The sequence below is a fragment of the Variovorax sp. LARHSF232 genome, from assembly GCF_052871435.1.
In genome coordinates this window covers 44417-66182 of the sequence record NZ_JBIXJS010000014.1, presented here as the reverse complement: position 1 = coordinate 66182, position 21766 = coordinate 44417, and the positions used below count along the sequence as shown (strand labels likewise).

The 21766-nt window shown below is 66.9% G+C and carries 22 protein-coding genes; 16 read left to right on the top strand and 6 right to left on the bottom strand.

Annotation, left to right across the window (positions count from 1 at the left end):
• Both ACIPRI_RS24875 and ACIPRI_RS24870 read left to right on the top strand, forming a co-directional pair.
• A complete protein-coding gene (locus ACIPRI_RS24875) occupies positions 1 to 669 on the top strand; it encodes an amino acid ABC transporter permease (RefSeq protein WP_446624184.1) in 669 nt (222 codons plus the stop codon).
• A 35-nt stretch (positions 670 to 704) separates the two neighbouring features.
• The gene (locus ACIPRI_RS24870; protein WP_446624242.1) at positions 705 to 1442 is read left to right on the top strand and encodes an amino acid ABC transporter ATP-binding protein; all 738 of its coding nucleotides are present in this window, start codon (positions 705 to 707) and stop codon (positions 1440 to 1442) included.
• 58 nt (positions 1443 to 1500) lie between these two features.
• On the opposite strand, the gene ACIPRI_RS24865 is transcribed toward ACIPRI_RS24870, so the two are convergent.
• Positions 1501 to 2535: an AraC family transcriptional regulator gene (locus tag ACIPRI_RS24865; protein WP_446624183.1), complete on the bottom strand. Its 1035-nt coding sequence runs from the start codon at positions 2533 to 2535 to the stop codon at positions 1501 to 1503.
• Positions 2536 to 2647: 112 nt separating this feature from the next.
• On the opposite strand from ACIPRI_RS24865, the gene ACIPRI_RS24860 reads away from it, so the two are divergent.
• A complete protein-coding gene (locus tag ACIPRI_RS24860; protein WP_446624182.1) occupies positions 2648 to 3484 on the top strand; it encodes a class I SAM-dependent methyltransferase in 837 nt (278 codons plus the stop codon).
• Between the two features lie 281 nt (positions 3485 to 3765).
• Here ACIPRI_RS24860 and ACIPRI_RS24855 read toward each other — a convergent pair whose 3' ends face one another.
• Positions 3766 to 4701 (bottom strand): LysR family transcriptional regulator, encoded by a 936-nt coding sequence (locus ACIPRI_RS24855; RefSeq protein ID WP_446624181.1) that lies wholly within the window; start codon positions 4699 to 4701, stop codon positions 3766 to 3768.
• A gap of 193 nt (positions 4702 to 4894) precedes the next feature.
• Between ACIPRI_RS24855 and ACIPRI_RS24850 the strand changes: the two genes are divergently transcribed.
• The 6 genes from ACIPRI_RS24850 (at position 4895) to ACIPRI_RS24825 (ending at position 13151) form a co-directional block, all read left to right on the top strand.
• Positions 4895 to 5752 (top strand): alpha/beta hydrolase, encoded by an 858-nt coding sequence (locus ACIPRI_RS24850; protein WP_446624180.1) that lies wholly within the window; start codon positions 4895 to 4897, stop codon positions 5750 to 5752.
• Positions 5753 to 5887: 135 nt separating this feature from the next.
• Positions 5888 to 7123, top strand: a complete 1236-nt coding sequence (locus tag ACIPRI_RS24845; RefSeq protein ID WP_446624179.1) for an efflux RND transporter periplasmic adaptor subunit — start codon at positions 5888 to 5890, stop codon at positions 7121 to 7123.
• 60 nt (positions 7124 to 7183) lie between these two features.
• Entirely contained in the window at positions 7184 to 10444 is a 3261-nt protein-coding gene (locus ACIPRI_RS24840; protein WP_446624178.1) for an efflux RND transporter permease subunit, read from the top strand.
• A 25-nt stretch (positions 10445 to 10469) separates the two neighbouring features.
• Positions 10470 to 11879, top strand: a complete 1410-nt coding sequence (locus ACIPRI_RS24835; protein ID WP_446624177.1) for an efflux transporter outer membrane subunit — start codon at positions 10470 to 10472, stop codon at positions 11877 to 11879.
• A gap of 185 nt (positions 11880 to 12064) precedes the next feature.
• Positions 12065 to 12460 (top strand): RNA recognition motif domain-containing protein, encoded by a 396-nt coding sequence (locus ACIPRI_RS24830; protein WP_446624176.1) that lies wholly within the window; start codon positions 12065 to 12067, stop codon positions 12458 to 12460.
• Between the two features lie 130 nt (positions 12461 to 12590).
• On the top strand, positions 12591 to 13151 hold the full coding sequence (locus ACIPRI_RS24825; RefSeq protein ID WP_446624175.1) for a hypothetical protein: 561 nt from the start codon (positions 12591 to 12593) through the stop codon (positions 13149 to 13151).
• Positions 13152 to 13388: 237 nt separating this feature from the next.
• Here ACIPRI_RS24825 and ACIPRI_RS24820 read toward each other — a convergent pair whose 3' ends face one another.
• From ACIPRI_RS24820 to ACIPRI_RS24805, 4 genes are all read right to left on the bottom strand, one after another.
• Positions 13389 to 14435 (bottom strand): DctP family TRAP transporter solute-binding subunit, encoded by a 1047-nt coding sequence (locus tag ACIPRI_RS24820; RefSeq protein ID WP_446624174.1) that lies wholly within the window; start codon positions 14433 to 14435, stop codon positions 13389 to 13391.
• A gap of 29 nt (positions 14436 to 14464) precedes the next feature.
• Complete coding sequence (locus ACIPRI_RS24815; RefSeq protein WP_446624173.1) at positions 14465 to 15763, bottom strand: TRAP transporter large permease; 1299 nt, start codon at positions 15761 to 15763, stop codon at positions 14465 to 14467.
• Positions 15760 to 16299: a TRAP transporter small permease gene (locus ACIPRI_RS24810; RefSeq protein WP_446624172.1), complete on the bottom strand. Its 540-nt coding sequence runs from the start codon at positions 16297 to 16299 to the stop codon at positions 15760 to 15762. Before ACIPRI_RS24810 ends, ACIPRI_RS24815 begins: the two co-directional genes overlap by 4 nt.
• A gap of 162 nt (positions 16300 to 16461) precedes the next feature.
• Positions 16462 to 16809: a GFA family protein gene (locus tag ACIPRI_RS24805; RefSeq protein WP_446624171.1), complete on the bottom strand. Its 348-nt coding sequence runs from the start codon at positions 16807 to 16809 to the stop codon at positions 16462 to 16464.
• 190 nt (positions 16810 to 16999) lie between these two features.
• On the opposite strand from ACIPRI_RS24805, the gene ACIPRI_RS24800 reads away from it, so the two are divergent.
• The 7 genes from ACIPRI_RS24800 to ACIPRI_RS24770 all read left to right on the top strand — a co-directional run bounded on the left by ACIPRI_RS24800 (position 17000) and on the right by ACIPRI_RS24770 (position 21727).
• Positions 17000 to 17443: a GFA family protein gene (locus ACIPRI_RS24800; RefSeq protein ID WP_446624170.1), complete on the top strand. Its 444-nt coding sequence runs from the start codon at positions 17000 to 17002 to the stop codon at positions 17441 to 17443.
• Between the two features lie 120 nt (positions 17444 to 17563).
• Positions 17564 to 18262, top strand: coding sequence for an NADPH-dependent F420 reductase (locus tag ACIPRI_RS24795; RefSeq protein ID WP_446624169.1), 699 nt, complete (start codon positions 17564 to 17566; stop codon positions 18260 to 18262).
• Positions 18259 to 18474 carry a hypothetical protein gene (locus tag ACIPRI_RS24790; protein WP_446624168.1) on the top strand — a complete coding sequence of 72 codons (216 nt, stop codon included), beginning with the start codon at positions 18259 to 18261 and terminating at the stop codon, positions 18472 to 18474. Before ACIPRI_RS24795 ends, ACIPRI_RS24790 begins: the two co-directional genes overlap by 4 nt.
• A gap of 40 nt (positions 18475 to 18514) precedes the next feature.
• Positions 18515 to 19549 carry a dihydroorotase gene (gene pyrC, locus ACIPRI_RS24785; RefSeq protein ID WP_446624167.1) on the top strand — a complete coding sequence of 345 codons (1035 nt, stop codon included), beginning with the start codon at positions 18515 to 18517 and terminating at the stop codon, positions 19547 to 19549.
• Positions 19546 to 20301: an NYN domain-containing protein gene (locus tag ACIPRI_RS24780; protein ID WP_446624166.1), complete on the top strand. Its 756-nt coding sequence runs from the start codon at positions 19546 to 19548 to the stop codon at positions 20299 to 20301. The genes pyrC and ACIPRI_RS24780 overlap by 4 nt, the downstream gene beginning before the upstream one ends.
• A 55-nt stretch (positions 20302 to 20356) precedes the next feature.
• Positions 20357 to 21175 (top strand): DUF3025 domain-containing protein, encoded by an 819-nt coding sequence (locus tag ACIPRI_RS24775; RefSeq protein ID WP_446624165.1) that lies wholly within the window; start codon positions 20357 to 20359, stop codon positions 21173 to 21175.
• A gap of 195 nt (positions 21176 to 21370) precedes the next feature.
• The gene (locus tag ACIPRI_RS24770) at positions 21371 to 21727 is read left to right on the top strand and encodes a hypothetical protein (protein WP_446624164.1); all 357 of its coding nucleotides are present in this window, start codon (positions 21371 to 21373) and stop codon (positions 21725 to 21727) included.
• Positions 21728 to 21766 lie beyond the last annotated feature (39 nt).

Sequence of the window (21766 nt, the reverse complement as noted above, 5' to 3'; positions counted from 1 at the left end):
ATGACGAATCTCGACTTCGGCTTCTACAACTGGGACGTCATCACCAGCTTCATCCTGAAGGGCTTCTACTTCAGCGTGTTCCTGACCTCGGTGGCAACGCTGGGTGGCGTCGTCTTCGGCACCTTGCTGGCGCTGATGCGCCTGTCGGGCAAGAAGTGGCTGGACATGCCGGCCGCCTTTTATGTCAACGGCATGCGCAGCGTTCCGCTGGTGATGGTGATCCTGGGCTTTTTCCTGCTGGTGCCCTTCGTCATCGGCCGGCCGATCGGCGCCGAGTACTCGGCCGTCATCACCTTCATCGCCTTCGAGGCGGCCTACTTCAGCGAGATCATGCGCGCGGGCATCCAGTCGATCCCGCGCGGGCAGGTGCATGCCGCGCAGGCGGTGGGCATGAGCTACGGCCAGCAGATGAAGCTGGTGATCCTGCCGCAGGCCTTTCGCAACATGCTGCCGGTGCTGCTGACGCAGACCATCATCCTGTTCCAGGACACCTCGCTGGTCTACGCCATCGGCGCCTACGACCTGCTCAAGGGCTTCGAGACCGCGGGCAAGAACTTCGGCCGGCCGGTCGAGTCGTACCTGCTCGCCGCGGTGGTCTACTTCATCATCTGCTACGCGCTGTCCTGGGTGGTCAAGCGCCTGCACAAGAAAATCGCAATCATCCGCTGAGTCACCCTGGAGGAACAAATCAAATGGCCGACAAAATGATCGAAATCAAGAGCGTATCCAAGTGGTATGGCCCGGTGCAGGTGCTCAACGAGTGTTCGGTGAGCATCGCCAAGGGCGACGTGGTGGTGGTGTGCGGCCCCTCGGGCTCGGGCAAGTCCACCCTCATCAAGACGGTGAACGCGCTGGAGCCTTTCCAGAAGGGCGAGATCACCGTCAACGGCATCGCGCTGCATGATCCCAAGACCAACCTGCCGCAACTGCGCTCCAAGGTCGGCATGGTGTTCCAGCACTTCGAACTGTTCCCGCACCTGTCGGTGACCGAGAACCTCACCATCGCGCAGATCAAGGTGCTGGGCCGCAGCCAGGACGAAGCCAAGGTGCGTGGCCTGAAGATGCTCGACCGGGTGGGCCTGATGGCGCACAAGGACAAGTTCCCCGGTCAGTTGTCGGGCGGCCAGCAGCAGCGCGTGGCGATTGCCCGCGCCCTGTCGATGGACCCGATCGTGATGCTGTTCGACGAACCCACCTCGGCGCTCGATCCCGAAATGGTGGGCGAAGTGCTCGACGTGATGGTGGCGCTGGCCAAGGAAGGCATGACCATGATGGTGGTCACGCACGAAATGGGTTTTGCCCGCAAGGTGGCCAGCCGCGTGATCTTCATCGACGTGGGTGGCCGCATCCTGGAAGACTGCTCGAAGGAGGAGTTCTTCGCCCATCCGGAAAACCGCCAGCCGCGCACCAAGGATTTCCTCAACAAGATCCTGTCGCACTGAGCAAGAAGAAGCGGCCGTACATATGCCCCCAAAGCCCCGCGATGCGGGGCTTTTTTCTTCATCGGGTTGGCGGCGGCTCAGGCGCCTGGCTGCTGCGCTGCGCACGCCGCCAGGCCGCTGGCGGCACGCCGACCAGGCGCTTGAAGGCGCGCGAGAAGGCAGCCTCCGAGTCGTAGCCCACGTCCAGCGCCACCGACAGCACCGGCGCATCCGTATCGCGCAGCAGTCGCGCGCCGCGCTGGATGCGCCAGTCGGCCAGGTACTGCATGGGCGGCTGGCCGGTCAGGGCGACAAAGCGCTCATGCAGGGCCGAGCGCGACAGGCCGACCTGCTGCCCCAGTTCGTCCACCGTCCACGGCACCGAGGGCCGCTCGTGCATCAGCGCCAGTGCGCGCCCGACATGCCGGTCGCGCAGCGCCGCGAGCCAGCCCGATGCGTTGTCGTCGAGCGAGGCCAGGAAGCGCCGCGCCGCGTCCACGAACATCATTTCGCTCAGCCGCTCCAGGATGGCGCTGCTGCCCGAACGCTGTTCGCGCGATTCGGCCACCGCCTGCTGCAGTGCCGGCACCACCCAGGCGCCGACGCCGCCGGCCGGCAGGTGCAACAGGCGCGGCAGGGCGGCGATCAAGGGGTTGAAGGGCTTCACGTCGCAGCCGATGAAGCCGCACAGCAGCACCGCCGTTGCGTCCTCGGCCGGCAACTCGGCGCCCGGCTGCACCACGCCGTGGTGATAGGTCACCGGGATCGGCTTTGCATCGTTGCGCCTGTGAAAGACCCAGGCGTCGTCTCCGGCCTTGGGCTTGAGGCCGGGGGCGCTGGAGATGACGTGCCCGTCGCCATGCGGCATCAGCACCACGTCGCCGGCCGTGAAGCGCAGCGGCGGCTCGCCGTCCAGGCCGATCCAGCCATTGCCCTTGACCATCAGGTGGTAGGCGATGACATGCTCGGCGCCCGGCATCACCACCGGCCCCATCTGGCCCGACGGCGGCGCCACCGAAACCCACTCCGGCCCGCAGCTCACGTAGAAGAACACCGCGCCGCGCAGCCGCACGCTGCGAAGCACGTCGGACAGAGGGTCGGACGGGGCGCTCATCAGAAAGGAGGAGGTAAGGGCGGAGGGGCGATCAAATCTGCCCGACTTGCGGTGAAGCGTCAACGGCGGCGTCTTCGAACAATGGCGGCCACCCAACCCAAGGAGCCATGCCATGCAGACCGCCGCCTCGGCCGCCCCGGCCGCCAGCCCCGACTTCGCCGCGATCAAGACTCGCCAGCAGGCCACCTGGGCCAGCGGGGACTTCGCCGTCGTCGGCACCACCTTGCAATTGGTCGGCGAACTGCTGGCCGAGGCGGCGGACGTACGTGCCGGCGAGAAGGTGCTCGACGTCGCGGCCGGCAACGGCAACGCCACCCTGGCAGCGGCGCGCCGCTTTGCCGACGTGACCTCGACCGACTACGTGCCGGCCCTGCTGGACAAGGGCCGCGGCCGGGCCCAGGCCGAGGGGCTGGACGTGCACTTCCAGGTGGCGGATGCGGAAGCGTTGCCCTTCCCCGACGCCAGCTTCGACGTGGTGCTTTCCACCTTCGGCTGCATGTTCACGCCCGAGCATTCGCGCGTGGCCGGCGAGATGATGCGCGTGCTGCGCCCCGGTGGCCGGCTGGGCATGGCGAACTGGACGCCCGCCGGCTTCATCGGCCGCCTGTTCAAGGTGATCGGTGCCCATGTGCCGCCACCGGCAGGGCTGCAGTCGCCGGCCTTGTGGGGCACCGAATCGCACCTGGTCGAATTGTTCGGGCCGCGCTCGGCGGCGATGCAGATCGAGCGCCGGATCTTCAACTTCCGCTACCGCAATGCCGCCCACTGGCTGCAGGTGTTCCGCGACTGGTACGGTCCCACGCACAAGGCTTTTGCCGCGTTGGACACCGAAGACCAGGCCCGGCTCGAGCGCGACATCACTGCGCTTCTGGAAGAGTTCAACACCGCCGGGAGCGACTCGCTGGTGGTGCCCGGCGAGTACCTGGAGGTGGTGATCACGGCCGCGTGATCGATCGGGAAGCGATTAGGGCCTGTTAACACTATGCAAGGGGTCGCGAAGCTCAGCGCAGCCCGCCCATCAAGGCGCGGGACGCCGTGCGTGCATGCGCACGCACAAGGAGCGCAACGCCGAGGGGCGGGCTGCGCTGAGCTTCCCTCCGGGTTGCCCCGGCATGGGGCCGTCTGCGGCGTTGCCCGCGCTTGCAAGGCATCAGCCTTGCTGCGCGCGGGCGCCTTGCATCCAGCCCCATGCCGGGGCAACGCGATCCCCTTGCATAGTGTTAACAGGCCCTAGGCAGCCAGGCCAACGCCCAGGCTGCCGCCCAGCTGCGGGTGGTTCGCAAACAGCTCGGCCGCCCAATCGACAAAGGCGCGCACCTTGGGGCTGAGGTGGCGGTTGGGCGGGTACACCACGTACATCGGCAGCGGCTCCACGCTCCAGTCGGCCAGCACATGCACCAGCTCGCCGCTTGCCAGGTAGGGCTCGGCCTGGAAGGTCACGCATTGCGAGATGCCGAAGCCCGCCAGCACCGAGGCGAAGTGCGCATTGGCCTCGTTCACCGAGACGCGGTAGGGCAGGGTGAGCTCGTAGTACTCGTCGCCCTTCCTGAACTCGTGCGGAAAGTTGCGGCGCGAGCGCTGCGAGAAATAGCCCACCACGTGGTGGCGCCGCTCCAGCTCGCTCGGGTGGGCAGGCGTGCCGTAGCGCTTGATGTAGGCGGGCGACGCCACGGTGATGAAGGGCAGCATGGCGATGCGCCGCGCCACCAGCGACTGGTCCGTCAGCTGGCCGGCGCGGATCACGCAGTCCACGTTCTCGCCCAGCAGGTCCACCGGCCGGTCGGTCACGCCCAGGTCGACCTGGATGTCGGGGTACTTGTCGCAAAAGGACTGCAGGTTGGGAATGATCAGGAGCTGCGCCGTGGAGGTGCCGACGTCGATGCGCAGCCGCCCCTGCGGGCTGGCCTGGGCATTGGTCATGCTCGACTCCAGGTCGTCGAAGTCGTTCAGCAGGCGGGCCGCGCGCTCGTAATAGGCGGCGCCGTCCGGCGTGACAGTCACGCGCCGGGTGGTACGGTTGAGCAGCTTGGACTGCACGCGCTCTTCCAGCGACTGGATCTGCTTGGTCACCGTGCCCTTGGGCAAGGCCAGCGATTCGGCCGCGCGGGTGAAATTGCCGGATTCGACAACGCGCACGAAGGCGCGCATGGCGAGGATGGGGTCCATTTCTTCTTGATCTCCTCAAGCCCTGTGTCTTTGGGGTTTCCCCCAGGGGAGCGGGATTCTCACATGCGCAAAGGGCTCTGATTGTTCCTATCGCGGAAACAGAGTGATATGTGCATTGGGTGTTTTCTACACAACGAAGCGTCCTAATATTCACACCATCGCACTTTCCCTATATCCCTTCACAGGTTTGCCCATGTTGCCCCGTCCCTCCACCGCCGCCGCCCAGAACGCGCCAGACCAGGCTGCGGCGGGCGTTGTCGAGCAGGACATCCGCATCGAGCTGCCCAAGCGCGAGCCGGTGCAGGCGCGCATCTACGGCGAGCGGGTGGCGGGCGGCGGGCCGCTGGTGCTGCACTTTCATGGCGGCACCTTTGTCTGCGGCGGCCTGGACGACGGCCGCCTGGTGGCGCGCATGCTGGCCGGCGGCGGGGCCGTGGTGGTGTCGCTCGAATATCCGCTGGCGCCGCAGAACCCCTTCCCGGGCGCCATCGAAGTCGGCTTCGACGTGCTGGAGTGGCTGTTCAAGCAGCGCGTCAAGCTGGCCGGCAAGGGGGCCCGCATCTACCTGGCCGGCGAAGAGGCCGGCGGCAACCTGGCGGCCGCCGTGGCATTGATCGCCCGCGACCGCGGCCATCCGCCGCTGGCCGGGCAGGTGCTGCTTTCGCCCATGCTCGACCCCTGCGCCGGCACCGCCTCGCTGCGCAAGGCCACGAGCGACGACGGCATGTGCAAGTGGGCGACGGGCTGGGCCAAATACCTGGGCCGCCCCAAGGATGCGCTGCATCCCTACGCCGTGCCCGGCTCGTCGCTGCGCCTCGGCCAGCTGGCACCCACCCTGGTGCTGGTCGGGTCGGACGACGCGATGCGCGATGAAGGCCTGTCCTACGCAGCACGGCTGCGCGAGGCGGGCAATGCGGTCACCAGCATCGTGCTGCCGGATACCGGCGGCCTGGCCGAAGGACAGGGCGCAAGCGGCGAATGTCCTTGTGAACTGACGGTGAAGCAGCACATCCGCGCGTTCTTCAGCGCGGCGCCGCCACCGGCCAGCTAAGTCCCCGTCGGCGGAGACACCGACAGCCGGCAGGACCGGCAACTCACGCATCAAGAAGAACACCCCGCCTTCCGGCGCCAAACGCGCCGGCTGGCTCGTTGCATCCCGAATGGACCCAAAAGGAAGAGAAACGCCATGACAAAGCAACAAATTCGCTCTGCCGCACGCAAGGGCCTGTGGCCCACGCTGACGGCATTGACGGCCGCCCTGGCCCTCGCCTCGGCCGTGTTCGGCCTGAACAGCCAGCGCGCCGAAGCCAGCGCCCCGCCTGCTGCGCCGCCCGCCGTGCCGGTGTCGGTCGCCACGGTCGAAGCCACCGATATCACCGCCTGGGACGAGTTCTCCGGCCGGCTGGAAGCGGTGCAACGCGTCGACGTGCGTCCGCGCGTTCCCGGCGCCGTGCAGGCCGCGCACTTCCAGGAAGGCGCGCTGGTCAAGCAGGGCGAGCTGCTGGTGACGCTCGACCCGGCGCCCTATGCCGCCGAGGTGGACCGCGCCGCCGCGCAGGTGGCTGCCGCCCAGGCCCGCCTGTCGTACACATCGAGCGAGCACGTGCGTGCCAGCCGCCTGTGGGACGAGCAGGCCATCGCCCAGCGCGAGCTGGACGAGCGCAGCAACGCCAAGCGTGAAGCAGAGGCCAACCTGCGCGCCGCCCAGGCCGCGCTGCAGAGCGCGCGCCTGAACCTGGGCTACACCCAGGTGCGGGCGCCGGTGGCCGGCCGCATCGGCAAGCTGGAGGTCACGGTGGGCAACCTGGTGGCGGCCGGCGCCGGTGCACCGGTGCTGACCACGCTGGTTTCGGTGAGCCCGATCTACGCCAGCTTCGACGTGGACGAGCAGATCATCGGCAAGGCGCTGAAGGAACTGCCCGGCAACGGCTCGCGCAGCCAGCTCGACCAGATCCCGGTGCAGATGGGCACAGTGGCCAGCAACGGCACGCCCTTCGAAGGCAAGCTGCAACTGATCGACAACCAGGTCGACGCCAGGAGCGGCACGGTGCGCGTGCGCGCTTCCTTTGACAACAAGGACGGCTCGCTGATCCCCGGCCAGTTCGCCCGCATCCGCATGGGCCAGGCCAAGAGCAGCAAGGTGATGCTGGTCAGCGAGCGCGCCATCGGCACCGACCAGAACAAGAAGTTCGTGATGGTGGTGAACGGCGACAACAAGACCGAGTACCGCGAAGTCACGCTGGGTGGTCCGGCCAAGGGGCTGCGCGTGGTGGCCTCGGGCCTGCAGGCCGGCGAGCGCGTGGTGGTCAATGGCCTGCAGCACGTGCGCCCCGGCGCCGCGGTGGCGCCCAAGGACGTGCCGATGGATGGCGCGCAGGCAGCCGCTGCTGCTGCCGCCGCGCCCAAGGTCGCCAAAAACTAAGGGGATAAGGCGCGCGAGCGCGCCTCCTTCTTCGATTCGCTTTGCGCGAAGGAAATCAGAATGAATCTGTCGAAATTCTTCATCGACCGGCCGATCTTCGCCGGCGTGCTGTCTGTGCTGATATTCCTGTCGGGCCTGATCGCGCTGCGCGGGCTGCCGATCTCCGAATACCCTGAAGTCGCGCCGCCCTCGGTGGTGGTGCGCGCCCAGTACCCGGGCGCCAATCCGAAGGTGATCGCCGAGACGGTGGCGGCGCCGCTGGAAGAGTCGATCAACGGGGTGGAAGGCATGCTCTACATGGGCAGCCAGGCCACCACCGACGGCGTGATGACGCTCACGGTGACCTTCCAGCTCGGCACCGACCCGGACAAGGCCCAGCAGCTGGTGCAAAACCGCGTCTCGCAGGCCGAGCCGCGCCTGCCGGAAGAGGTGCGCCGCCTGGGCATCACCACGGTGAAGAGCGCGCCCGACCTGACCATGGTGGTGCACCTGGTCTCGCCCAACGACCGCTACGACATCACCTACCTGCGCAACTACGCGGTGCTCAACGTCAAGGACCAGCTGGCGCGCATCAAGGGCGTGGGCCAGGTGCAGATCTTCGGCGGCGGCGACTATTCCATGCGCGTCTGGCTCGATCCCCAGAAGGTGGCGCAGCGCGGCCTCTCGGCCAGCGACGTGGTCACGGCCATCCGCGGCCAGAACATCCAGGCAGCCGCCGGCGTGGTCGGCGCTTCGCCCGGCCTGCCGGGCGTGGACATGCAGTTGTCCATCAACGCCCAGGGCCGCCTGACCAGCGAAGAGGAGTTCGGCGACATCATCGTCAAGACCGGCGCCGACGGTGCCGTCACCCGGCTGCGCGACATCGCCCGCCTGGAGCTGGGCGCGGCCGACTATTCGCTGCGCTCGCTGCTCAACAACGACCAGGCCGTGGGCATGGGCGTGTTCCAGGCACCGGCCTCCAATGCACTGGACATCTCGGCCAACGTGCGCAAGACGATGGACGAGCTGGCCAAGAACATGCCCGAGGGCGTGGAATACCGCATCGCCTACGACCCCACGCAGTTCGTGCGCGCCTCCATCCAGTCGGTGCTGCACACCCTCCTGGAAGCCATCCTGCTGGTGGTGCTGGTGGTGATCCTGTTCCTGCAGACCTGGCGCGCTTCCATCATTCCGCTCCTGGCCGTGCCGGTGTCGGTGGTGGGCACCTTTGCCGTGCTCTACCTGCTGGGCTTCTCGATCAACGCGCTGTCGCTCTTCGGCCTGGTGCTGGCGATCGGCATCGTGGTGGACGACGCCATCGTGGTGGTGGAGAACGTCGAGCGCAACATCGCCTCGGGCTTGACGCCACGCGAGGCCACCTACCGCGCCATGCGCGAGGTGTCGGGCCCGATCGTCGCCATCGCGCTGGTGCTGGTGGCGGTGTTCCTGCCGCTGGCCTTCATCACCGGCCTGACCGGGCAGTTCTACCGGCAGTTCGCGGTGACCATCGCCATTTCCACGGTGATCTCGGCCATCAACTCGCTGACCTTGTCGCCGGCCCTGGCCGCGCTGCTGCTCAAGGGCCACGACGAACCCAAGGACGCGCTCTCGCGCGGCATGGACCGCGCCTTCGGCTGGCTGTTCCGCGGCTTCAACAAGGTCTTCCACCGCGGCGCCGAGGCCTACAGCGGCGGCGTGCGCAGCGTGATCTCGCGCAAGACCTTGATGATGGCGATCTACCTGGCGCTGGTGGGCGTCACCTTCGGCCTGTTCAAGGCGGTGCCGGACGGCTTCGTGCCGGCGCAGGACAAGCAATACCTGATCGGCTTTGCCCAGCTGCCCGACGGCGCCACGCTGGACCGCACCGAAGACGTGATCCAGCGCATGGGCGAGATCATGAAGAAGAACCCGAACATCGAGGACGCGGTCTCCTTCCCCGGCCTGTCGATCAACGGCTTCACCAACAGCTCCAACTCGGGAATCGCCTTTGCCACGCTCAAGCCTTTCGATCAGCGCACGCGCGCCGACCAGAGCGGCGGTGCGGTGGCGATGCAGTTGAACCAGGAGTTCGCCGGCATCCAGGACGCCTTCATCGTGATGTTCCCGCCGCCCCCGGTGGCCGGCCTGGGCACCACGGGCGGCTTCAAGATGCAGCTGGAAGACCGCGGCTCGGTCGGCTACGAGGCGATGGACGCGGCGGTGAAGGCCTTCATGGCCAAGGCCTACCAGACGCCCGAACTGGCCGGCATGTTCACCAGCTGGCAGGTCAACGTGCCGCAGCTGTATGCCGACATCGACCGCACCAAGGCGCGCCAGCTCGGCGTGCCGGTGACGGAGATCTTCGACACCATGCAGATCTACCTGGGCAGCCTCTACGCGAACGACTTCAACAAGTTCGGCCGCACCTACAGCGTGCGGGTGCAGGCCGATGCGCCCTACCGTGCGCGGGCCGAAGACGTGGGCTTGCTGAAGGTGCGCTCCAACTCGGGCGAGATGGTGCCGCTGTCGGCGCTGATGAAGGTCGATTCCAGCTTCGGGCCGGAACGCGCCATGCGCTACAACGGCTACCTGTCGGCCGACATCAACGGCGGCCCGGCCCCGGGCTTCTCGTCCGGCCAGGCGCGCGATGCGGTCGAGCGCATCGCCGCCGAGACGCTGCCCAAGGGCGTGAGCTACGAATGGACCGAGCTGACCTACCAGGAGATCCTGGCCGGCAATTCCGCGGTGATCGTGTTTCCGCTGGCCATCCTGCTGGTGTTCCTGGTGCTGGCGGCGCAGTACGAGAGTCTGACCCTGCCGATCGCGATCATCCTGATCGTGCCCATGGGCCTCCTGGCCGCCATGACCGGCGTCTGGCTCTCGGGGGGCGACAACAACGTGTTCACCCAGATCGGGCTCATTGTGCTGGTGGGGCTGTCGGCGAAGAACGCCATCCTGATCGTGGAGTTCGCCCGCGAGCTGGAGTTTGCCGGCCGCACGCCGGTGCAGGCTGCGATCGAAGCCAGCCGGCTGCGCCTGCGCCCGATCCTGATGACCTCGATGGCCTTCGTCATGGGCGTGCTGCCCCTGGTGCTGGCCACCGGCGCCGGCTCCGAGATGCGCAGTGCGATGGGCGTGGCGGTGTTCGCCGGAATGATCGGCGTGACGGCTTTCGGCATCTTCCTCACGCCGGTGTTCTATGTGCTGCTGCGCAAGCTGACGGGCAACCGGCCGCTCAAGCTGCATGGCCAGGAAGTGCACGACGCGCAGGACTTCGGCGTAGCCGCCGACCAGGCGGGTGCGCACGGCTCGGGTGGCGGTGTCCAGCCGCAGCCGGCCGCGCCGCGCGGCATGAACGAATAAGACACGACAACGAGGAGTGCAGATCATGAACAAGAAAATCTCCTGGACCTGGCTGCCGCTGGTGGCAGCCCTGGTACTGGCCGGCTGCGCGACGCCGCCGCCGATCGAGCTGAAGCTGGACACGCCGGCGCAGTTCAAGGAGCAGAAGCCCGCCGCGCAGGCCGCCGCCGCAACGCCGGCGCAGGCGCCGGTACAAGCCGATGCCCGCTGGTGGGCTGCCTTCAACGACCCGGTGCTCGACGGCCTGATCGAACGCGCCGCCAACAACAACACCGACGTGCAGCAGGCGGTGGCTCGCCTGGCGCAGGCCCGTGCACTGGCGCGCGAGGTCGATGCCGACCGCTCGCCGCAGGTGGGGCTGGGGGCCTCGGCCAACCGCGGCGCCGGCTTCGACCGGGCGCAGGGGCAAAAGCCCTCCAACATCTTCACCGCCGGCCTCGGAGCCTCCTACGAGCTGGACCTGTGGGGCCGGCTCTCCGGCGTCAGCAAGGCGGCCTCGCTGGATGCGGATGCGCGCGCGGCCTTGCTGCAAAGCGCGCGCCTGGTGGTGCAGTCGGACGTGGCCCAACTCTACCTGGCGGTGCGCGCGCTGGACGCCGAGCGCGAGATCATGCGCGACACGGTGGCGGCCTACCGCAACACGCTGGACATCACCGAGCGGCGCTACCGCGCCGGCGACGTCGGCGAGCTGGACCTGGCGCGCGTGCGCACCGAACTGGCCGCCACCGAAGCGGAAGCGCTGGCGGTGGAGCGCCAGCGCACCCAGGTCGAGCATGCGCTGGCCGTGGTGCTGGGCGAGGTGGCTTCCAACTTCAGCCTGGCGGCGCAGGACTGGACGACCGCGCTGCCGGCGATCCCCGCCGGCCTGCCTTCGACCATGCTGGCGCGCCGCCCCGACGTGCTGGCGGCGCAGATGGGCGTGCAGGCGGCGCAGGAGCGCGTGGGCGTGGCGCAGACTGCCTGGTTCCCCAGCATCTCGCTCACCGCCTCCGGCGGCTATGCCTCGCCGGACCTGAGCGACCTGCTCAAGTGGTCGGCCCGTTCCTGGGGCGTGGGTGCGCTCTTGTCGCTGCCGCTGATCGACGGCGGCCGGCGCGAGGCCGGCGTGCAGGGCGCCAACGCGCAGTTCGACGAACAGATGGCCGGCTACCGCCAGCAGGTGCTGGTGGCCTTCAAGGAAGTGGAAGACCAGCTGTCGGCCCTGCGCCTCTTGTCCGAGCAATCGGCGGTGCAGGATCTGGCGGTGTCTTCGGCACGGCGTGCCTCATCGCTGTCCGACGTGCGTTATCGCAACGGCGCGATCAGCCAGCTCGACCTGCTGGATGCCCGCCGCAGCGAGCTGCGCAACCGGCGCCAGGCGCTCCTGGTGAAGGCGCTGCAGTACCAGGCCACGGTGGCCCTGGTGCGCGCGCTGGGCGGCGGCTGGAGTGCCTGAAACAGCGTCATTTGGGCGTGTCTTCCCCAAGTCTTTCATGTTGGAGGACAATACGGGTCGTTCCTGGCCATTCACGGCCAGGTTCGGTGATCCGGTGATCGGCTTCGCGCCACAGCGCATTTTTTGTTTGTTGTGACTCTGAACTCCACCGCTTCGTTTTTTTTGGTTTGAATAGGAGTTCCTCAATGGGCAAGAAACTTTACGTGGGCAACCTCGCCTACTCCGTGCGCGACAACGATCTTGAGCAGGCTTTCAGCCAGTACGGCTCAGTCGCCAGCGCCAAGGTCATGATGGAGCGTGATACCGACCGCTCCAAAGGCTTTGGCTTCGTCGAAATGGGCACCGATGCGGAAGCGCTGGCAGCCATCGAAGGCCTGAACGGCCATTCGCTGGGCGGTCGCGCCCTGACCGTCAATGAAGCCCGGCCGATGGAGCCCCGTCCTGCAGGCGGCGGCTACGGCGGTGGCCGCAGCGGTGGTGGCGGCTACGGCGGCGGTGGCGGTGGTGGCGGCTACGGCGGCGGCGGTGGCGGCTACGGCGGCGGCAATCGCAGCGGCGGCGGTGGCCGCGGCGGATACTGATCGCTCTTAAGCATCATCCAGAAAGGCTCCTTCGGGAGCCTTTTTCTTTACCATCGCTCGCCTCCCGCTCCTTCACAACATCTCAATGGAATTTCTTGTCCCGATCGCCCTGATCGCTTTTGGCGCCTACATGCTCAACGCCAACCTGCAACGTCGCCGCGTTGCCCTGTTGGGGAACCGCTTCCACCCCTATCAGGTCGAGAAGCTGATGGCGCAACTCACGGATGGGTATCTGCGCTGCCTCGACGAGGGCGACGCGACGCGGCGCGAGCAGATCTGGCGCATGCTGGACGCGACCGAGGCGACACTGGCCGATCAATTCAAGCGATTTGCAGCCGACTTCTCCGAGGTTGCCGAAGGTCAGGCGCAAGTGAGCAAGCTCCCATTGGCCGTTCCCTATGCGGACAGGCTCTCCCCCAGGACGTGCTTCGACGTGCGCAAGGTCTTCCAGATCCATGCATTGGGAATCGCCGCAGTGGCGGCGAACGGCCGTGCACTGTCGGCCAGGGACAAGGCCTTCACCATGTCGGCTGAACTGTTCCTGATGCAGCACACTTGCCATTGGTACTGCCGGTCGAAGGCGGTCGCCTCCGCGCGCCTGATGGCGCGGCACAAGATCTCGTACGCCTTGGTGCTGGACTCGGTCTCGCCGGACACACGCGCTGCCTATCGCAAAGTTGTCGGCCACTGACTTCACTTGCAACGCTTACAAAAAGTTCCATGTAACGCGCCAAGAAAGAGCGCCTGCCTCAGGTCGCCGGAAGCCTCGCGTTCACGACCCTGCTGTCCGTCTTGATGGCGGCCACGGCCAACCTGCAGGCCACGCACCGGCCCCAAAGACCGCGGGCAGGCCCCGCGCGGGGTTGGAGCCGGCGGCGATTCAGAACAGTTCGGCGCTGATCAAAAAGGCGATCCGCGAAGCGGCTTGCTACTTCGCTCGCGCGGCGATGGCCTTTTCGGCCTTGGCCACCAGGTCGGCGCCGACCGTCGGCTTCCACTTGTTGTAGACCGGGCGCGTGGCCTTCACGAAGGCCTCGCGCTGCTCCGGGCTGAGCTTGACCACGTTCACGCCCAGCGCCTCGATGTCCTTGAGCAGCGGCTGGCCGGGTTCGACCAGGCCCTTGCGGGCAATGACGATCTCCTGCTTGCCGGCATCGATGGCGGCCTGGCGCACGATGGCTTGATCGGCCGGGGTCCACGATTCCCACACTTCCTTGTTCACCACGAAGACCAGCGGGTCGGCCACGTAGCCCCACATGGTCACGTTCTTCTGGCCCACGTTCTGCAGCTTGGCGGCGGTGAAGATCGACATCGGGTTCTCCTGGCCGTCCACCGCGCCGCTGGCGAAGGCCGGCTGCGCGTCGGCCCAGCTCATCTGCGTGGGGTTGGCGCCCAGGGCGGTGAAGGTGTCGGCGAACAAGGGCGAGCCCACCACGCGGATCTTCAGGCCCTTCAGGTCATCCGGCGTCCTGATGGGTCGCTTGGAGTTGGTGATTTCGCGGTAGCCGTTCTCGCCCCAGGCCAGCGGCACCACGCCGGCTTTCTCGAGCGTCTTGAAGATGTCCTTGCCCACCTCGCCCTGCGTCAGCGCGTCGATGGCGGCGTAGTCGGGCATCAGGAAGGGCATGGAGAACAGGTTGAGCTGCTTGACCTGCGGCGACCAGTTGATGGTGGAGCCGATCGCCATGTCGATCACGCCCTGGCGCAGCGCGCTGAACTCGCGCGTCTGGTCGCCCTGGATCAGCGACACGCCGGGGTACAGCTTGATGTTGATGCGCCCCTGGGTGCGTTCCTTCACCAGGTTGGCCCAGATCTCGCCGCCCTTGCCCCAGGGGAAGGCGGTGCCCACCACCAGCGACATCTTGTATTCGGGCTTGTAGTTGGCCTGCGCGCTGGCGGCGAAGGGCAGGGCGGTCAAGGCGGCCGCCGCGGCGGCGGCGGTGCAAAGGGCGAGCAGTGAGCGACGAAGTTTCATGGGTCTGTCTCCTGTTGGAAAAATTGGAATCAATAACCGAGCTTGGCCGGCAGCCACAAGGCCAATGGCGGCCACGCGATCACCGCCACCATCACGAGGAACATGGCAAAGAGCATCCAGCCGACCCAGCGCACCGTCTCTTCCATGCGCACGCCGGCAATGCGGCAGGACACCATCAGGTTGACCGCCAGCGGCGGCGTGAACTGGCCCAGCGCCACCTTCAGCGTGAGGATCACGCCGAACCACACCGGGTCCCACTTGTAGTGCTGCACGATGGGCCACAGGAGCGGCACGAAGATCAGGAAGATCGACACGCCGTCCAGGAACATGCCCACCGTGATGAGCAGCACGATCAAGAGCGACAGCACGCCGTATTCGCCCAGGCCCGAATTGACGATGGCCGTGGTCACCGGGTCGATCACGCCCAATGTCGAGAGCGAGTAGGCAAAGATGCCGGCCAGCGACACCACCAGCAGGATCACCGCCGACAGCTCGCCCGATTCGCGCAGGATGACGAAGAGGTCTTTGACGCGGATCGTGCGGTGGATCACCATGCCGACGAACAGGCCGTAGAACACCGCCACCACCGCGGCCTCGGTCGGGGTGAACCAGCCGGCGCGCATGCCGCCCAGGATCAGCACCGGCGCTGCCAGGCCCCACACGGCTTCGCGCAGGCTCTTCCAGAAGGGCGGTCGCGGCAGGCTGGCTTCCAGAGCGCCCATCTTGTGTTTGCGTGCCAACCAGACGGCCGGCACGATCAGCGCCACCCCGGCCAGCACGCCGGGCACCATGCCGGCGGCAAAAAGGGCCGGCACCGAGGCGCCGGGCACCAGCACCGAATAGACGATGAAGGCGACGGAAGGCGGAATCAGGATGTCGGTGGCGGCGGCCGCGCCGACCACGCTGGCCGAATACGCATCGGGATAACCGGCGCGCGACATGGCGGCGATCATCACCGCCCCGACGGCCGCGGCGTTGGCCGGGCCCGAGCCGGAGATGCCGCCCAGGAACATGGCGACCAGGATCGCCACCAGCGGCAGCATGCCGGAGCCACGGCCGACGATGGCAATGGCGAAGTTCACCAGCCGCAGCGCCACGCCGGAGCGGTCGAAGATGGAGCCGACCAGCACGAACATCGGGATGGCCAGAAGCGGGTATTTGCCCAGGCCCGCGTAGAAGTTCTGCGGCACGGCCAAGAGGCCGAACCACTGGGTGTCCATGTTGGCCAGCGCAATGCAGGCGGCGCCGGCCAGGCCGAGCGCGGCGCCGATCGGCACGCCGACCAGCATCATCGCCAGGAAGGCGACGAACAGGAGCGTGGGGATCATTCGGCTTGGCGTCCGCGCCGGATGAACAGGCCCAGCGCCCGCAGCGCGATGCCGAGCGAGCAGATCGGCAGCCAGATCGAATACCACCACTGCGGCACGCCGATGCCGGGCGAGGTTTCTTCGAAGCGGTAGTCGTCCCACACGATGCGCAGGCTCAAGCCCCCGATCAAGAGGAAGAGCAGCGCCACCATCAGTGAACCGAAACGTGCCAGCCACTTGCGCCGGGCCATGGAGCCGCTTTCGGCGAAGTACTCGATGCGGATGTGGCGGTCGCGCGCCACCGCGGCCGAGCCCGCCACCATGGCCAGCAGGATCATGAGAAAGACCGAGAACTCTTCGGTCCAGGCGAAGGAACTGTCGGTGAAGTAACGCACCAGCACGTTGGCGAAGGTGATGCAGGCCAGCAGGCCCATGATCAGCACCGTGGCCCAGTCTTCGATGGCGAGGGGGACGCGGGTGGATTCGTCGGCGACGGGCAGGGCGGCGGGCACCGGACTCGCGTTGTCCAGCAGTGCACCGGGATCAGGTTGGGACATAGGAGCGCAGGGAGAAACGATGGAAGCCATGGCGCGGTTTGCGCCATGGATTTCGGGTACGGCCGAGGCAACGCACCGAGCCTTTGCAGGCACGCCAGATGGTAATGACAGGTAACCAGTTGGCGGCCTCGGGTCTTTACTAGGAGTGGGCGGTTGCTTGGCTCAGATCGACCGGCCGTCGTAGTGCGTGACAGGAATGCCCTGCAAATCGATGCCCTCGATGCAGCGGATGTTGACGGCTGCCATCGCTTCGCCCGACGGGGCCGTGCCTTCGCCGTAAGGATGGATGCCGCAGACGGGACAGAAGCGGTGGGTGATCTGGTGCTTGTTGAACAGGTAGGCGCTGGTGTCTTCTTCGGGCGTCAGCAAGCGCATGGCGCCGCGCGGCACGAACCACAGCAGCGAACCCTTGCGTTGGCAGATGGAGCAATTGCAGGACATTGCTGAGGTGAGGTCGCCCTCGACTTCGAACTTCACCCGGCCGCAGTGGCAGCTTCCTTGGTATTTCATGACCGGTCCCCTGTGAGTTGCTGGATACTTTTCATTGCGTCATTTCCTCGTGGTTGTGGTGATGACGTTGGAGCGCCCTACATATTTAACCAAGTGGTTCAGTATTGCAAGGCGGCGTCTGTCGGGCCAGCCGGCCAAGGGCAAGAATGCGTAGTCGTGGTCGCCGCCGATCCTTCGAAGAGACATCCAAATGCTGATCTCCGGAAGCTGTCATTGCGGAAACATCCGCTTCGAACTCTTGTGGGAACCCGAGCCGGTAGAGATCCCCGCGCGCGCCTGCACGTGTTCGTTCTGCGTCAAGCACGGCGGCGTGTGGACCTCGTGTCCAACCGGCACCCTCAACGTGACAGTCTCGGAGCCGGAGCTGGTCACCAAGTACGCCTTCGGAACCAAGACCGCCCAGTTCCACATCTGTTCCAGGTGCGGCATCGTCCCCGTCGTCACCAGTCAGATCGACGGGCACCTGTACGCTGTGGTCAGCGTCAATGCGTTCGAGGGTATCGATCGCTCGTTGCTCAAGCCCGCATCGGCGTCTTTCGACGGGGAATACGAACAGGCGCGCCTGGCCCGGCGCAAGCGCAACTGGATCGCGCAGGTCGCCTTCGCCGAAGGCGAGAACGCCACGCCCACCTGAGGTCGAGACCTTTCACGATCAGGCGGCAGCGCCAAGGTAGATTCGCGACGCAGCTGTTACTCCCAGGTCCGCGGCCAGATGGGTAGTCTCTCCTTCGCCCAACGCAGAAAGAGAGTCCCAATGAACATCGCAGTCCTCGGAGCCGGCAGCATGGGCCGGACACTGGCGCGCAGCCTCGCCCAAAAACTCGGCCATCACGTCTCGATCGCAAACTCGAGTGGCCCCGGGCCAGGCCTCGATGCATTGGCTGCCGAAGCCGGCGCGACGCCCGCATCCGTGGTCGACGCCGTCCGCGCCAGTGAGATCGTCTTCCTGGCGATCCCGACCAAGGCTGTCGCCGACCTGCCACCGGGGCTGTTTTCAGACAACGCGCCCGTCGTGGTCGATCTCGGCAACTACCACCCGGAGCTTCGCGATGGCCGCATCGACGCCATCGACCGCGGGATGCTCGACAGCCAGTGGGTCGCCCGGCAGATCGGCCGTCCGGTCGTCAAGGCCTTCAACAACATCTTCGCGGCCAGCCTTCTGGAAAAGGGCGCTCCGAAGGGAGCCAAAGGGCGCGTCGCCTTGCCGGTCGCCGGCGATTCACCAAGCGCCAGGGCCATGGCGCTGCGCCTCGTCGACGATCTCGGCTTCGATCCGGTCGACGCGGGTGACTTGGACAACTCCTGGCGGCAGCAGACCGGGACACCGGCCTATTGCAAGGATCTCGACGCCGCTGCGCTCCGGCGCGCATTCGACGAGGCGCAGCGTAGCCGGATCGGCGAATACCGCGCCGAAGAGGAGGCGCGCATCAGGAACTCCATGGACGCTCGTTGACGCCGGAAGCGCAGAACGCCGTGCTCAGCGCCGTGGCGCCACCTGAAATGGGCAAGGTCTCGGGCCTGTTCAACGTGTTTCGCTACCTCGGCGGCGCTGCGTTCGCGGCCGGCTTCTCGGCCGCCTTGTCGGTGGGCGCCGGCCTGTCGCTGATGGGCGCGCTGGCCGGGCTGTGCCTGCCTGCCATGCCAGGCGCGCCGCGGGCTCCTTAGGCGCCCAATCGGTCATGGCCCCGGTGAGACAATTCCGGCCATGACCGACACCCTCACCATCACCCGCCCCGACGACTGGCACCTGCATGTGCGCGACGGGGCCGCCTTGCAGGCCGTGGTGCCGCACAGTGCCGCCCAGTTTGGTCGCGCGCTCATCATGCCGAACCTGCGCCCGCCGGTGACGACCGCGCAGCAGGCCGTCGACTACCGCCAGCGCATCCTGGACGCGGTGCCCGCGGGCACCGCCTTCGAGCCCGTGATGTCGCTCTACCTCACCGACAAGTTGCCACCCGAGGAAATCGAACGCGCCGCGGCGGCCGGCGTGAAGGCGCTCAAGCTCTACCCGGCCGGCGCCACCACCAACAGCGATGCCGGCGTGACCGACATCCGCAAGACCTACGCCACGCTGGAAGCCATGCAGAAGCTCGGCCTCCTGCTGCTGGTGCACGGCGAGGTGACCGACCCGGCGGTGGATCTGTTCGACCGCGAAGCGGTGTTCATCGAGCGCGTGATGATTCCGCTGCGCCGCGACTTTCCGGAGCTCAAAGTGGTGTTCGAGCACCTCACGACCCAGGAAGGCGCCCAGTACGTGCGCGATGCGGATCGCTTCACCGGCGCGACCATCACGGCGCATCACCTGCTCTACAACCGCAACGCCATCTTCACCGGCGGCATCCGCCCGCACTTCTACTGCCTGCCGGTGCTCAAGCGCGAAACGCATCGCCTGGCGCTGGTCGAGGCCGCCACCAGCGGCAGCCCGCGCTTTTTCCTGGGCACTGACAGCGCACCACACCCGGCACATCTGAAGGAACACGCCTTTGGCTGCGCCGGCTGCTACACCGCCCTCAGCGCCATGGAGCTTTACGCCCAGGCTTTCGACAATTCGGGTGCGCTCGACAAGCTGGAAGGCTTTGCCAGTTTCCACGGCGCCGATTTCTATGGCCTGCCGCGCAACAGCGGCACCATCACACTGAAGCGCGAGGCCTGGACCGTGCCCGAGACGGTGCCCTACGGCGAGGCCACGCTCAAGCCGCTGTGCGGCGGCGAGCAACTGGCCTGGAAGCTGGTGGCATGAACAGCGCCCACCGCGTGATGCTGCTGATCGACGCCGACAACGTCTCGGCCGACGTCATCGAGCAGGCGGTGCACAAGGTGCTGGCCGAGCATGGCCAGTTGCACGTGCGCCGCGCCTACTGCAATGCCGAGACGGCACTCAAGCAGCAGGCCCTGTTCAAGCGCCTGGGCGTGCGCCCCATGGTGAACCTGGCGGCCGGCAAGAACAGCACCGACATCGCGCTGGCGGTGGACGCCATGGACCTGGCGGTGGCCGAACGTCCGCAAGTGGTCTACCTGGTGTCGTCCGATTCCGACTTTGCGCCGCTGGTGATCCGGTTGCGCGAAAAGGGCTGCCGCGTTTGCGGCATCGGCCAGCAGGGCAAGACCGGCGAGGAAACCGTGGCCGTCTACGACCAGTTCACCGATCTGCAGCACCATGCGGCGGCGGCGACAGTGACGCCGGCGAAGAAGGCGCCCGCCAAGAAGCGCAGCGTCCGCAAGGTGGCCGCGGCGGCGGTGGCGCCCGTGCCGCCTCCGCCGCCTGCGCCGGTCTTGCCGGACGAGGTGGTGCGCATCCTGGAAGTCGTGCCGCAGCTTCGTGCCGGCCAGCGGCTCGAACTGAACCTGGCGGTGGAGGGCCTGCGTGGCGCCAAGCTGCTGAGCAAGAGCGGCAGCTCGCAAAAGCTGTTCAAGAAGCACCCCGGCTTCTTTGCCCTGAGCCCCGACAAGCAGCCCAACAAGGTTCAGTACATCGGCCCCGTGCTGTCATGAGCCGCCGGGCCGCTCCCAAGGCGAATACCGCAGCCCGCAGGGCGGAGGTTATCCAATGAGCCCGCTGGCGCTGCCGGACCTACGGCAGCCCTGGTGGGCGCCCTATGCCGGCACGGCGCCACCCTTGTTTGCGGCGCTGGCGCAGGGGGCGGCTGTCGACCAGGCGCTGGCGGGCCGGCCATCGCCGATCGAGCTGTCAGCTGGGCCCCTGCGCTTCGTGGCGCCCGACAGCGCGCCGCCCGGCGAAGCTTATGAAGCCTTCATTGCCCGCAGCGCCTGCGTGCCCAGCCGCCACAACCTGCATGACCTGCTCAACGGCCTGGTGTGGCTCACCTTTGCGCACCTCAAGCGGCGGCTCAACGTGCTGCAGGCCGAGGAGATCGCGCGCGCCGGCATCGGTGCCTCACGCGGGCCGCTGCGTGACGCGCTGACCTTGTTCGACGAGAACGGTGCCTTGCTGGACGGGCCGGCGCCCCTCTGCGAAGCGCTGCTGGCGCGTGATTGGCGATCGCTCTTCGTCACGCAGCGCCAGTTGTGGCATGGGGCGCGCATCGTCGTTTTCGGCCATGCCCTCCTGGAAAAGCTGGCGACTTCGCCGCGCAAGGCGCTGACGGCGCATGTTCTGCTGGCGCCGCCGGGACTGCCATCCCGCGCCGATGCGAGCGCCGACTTGCATGACGGGGCCTGGGCCGAGGCCATCGACCGCCGCTGGCTTGCCAGCAAGCCCTTCGCCCCCTTGCCTGTTCTGGGAATCCCCGGCTGGTGCCGCGATAACGAGAACTTTTCCTTTTATGATGATTCGGACGTTTTTCGTCCCCGCAGGGCGCCAGAAGAAAGAACAACCCGCCAGCACCTGCGTTCACGTTCGGCTTGAAGCTGCCCGACCGGCCCCCATCTGAACTGCACATTGCTCCACGGAGATTCCAACTTGGAGCAGTAAGTACTGTGGTGTGGCGCTTTCTCTAGCTGCTCAATCACGACCCCTGTTGAGGGGAATGGACACGAAAGTTGTACATCAGGCGATGCGCTTGATTCCCGCAACTTTCTACAGCTTCTAGAGCCCGTCTATATGCCCGCCTCGACCCCCAAGATCCACCTCACGAAGACCTCCATCCTCGCCGCCGCCCCCGGCGAACACATCGACGACACGACGCCTTACCTGCGCCTGGCCGAGCGCCTTTGGGAAGGCGTCAAGGGCGGGACGAATCGAATGCTCGTAGGCGCGATGGACGTTTCCTCTCCAACTACAGGGCGGCGGGCAGTGTCGTCCCCCGAGGCGATAGCGGCAGAGGCGAAGCCCTACCGGGATGACCTCGCGGACTATGAGCGCCGCCTCGCATCGGGCGAACTCGGCACGGCGGCCCCTACGTGCCCGGCGAGACCCAACCTCAATATGTCAATTTCTCCAGCACTTCATGGCAGGTGATCCTCGCCCACGTACTCCCCTACGCGCGGCTCAATGGAG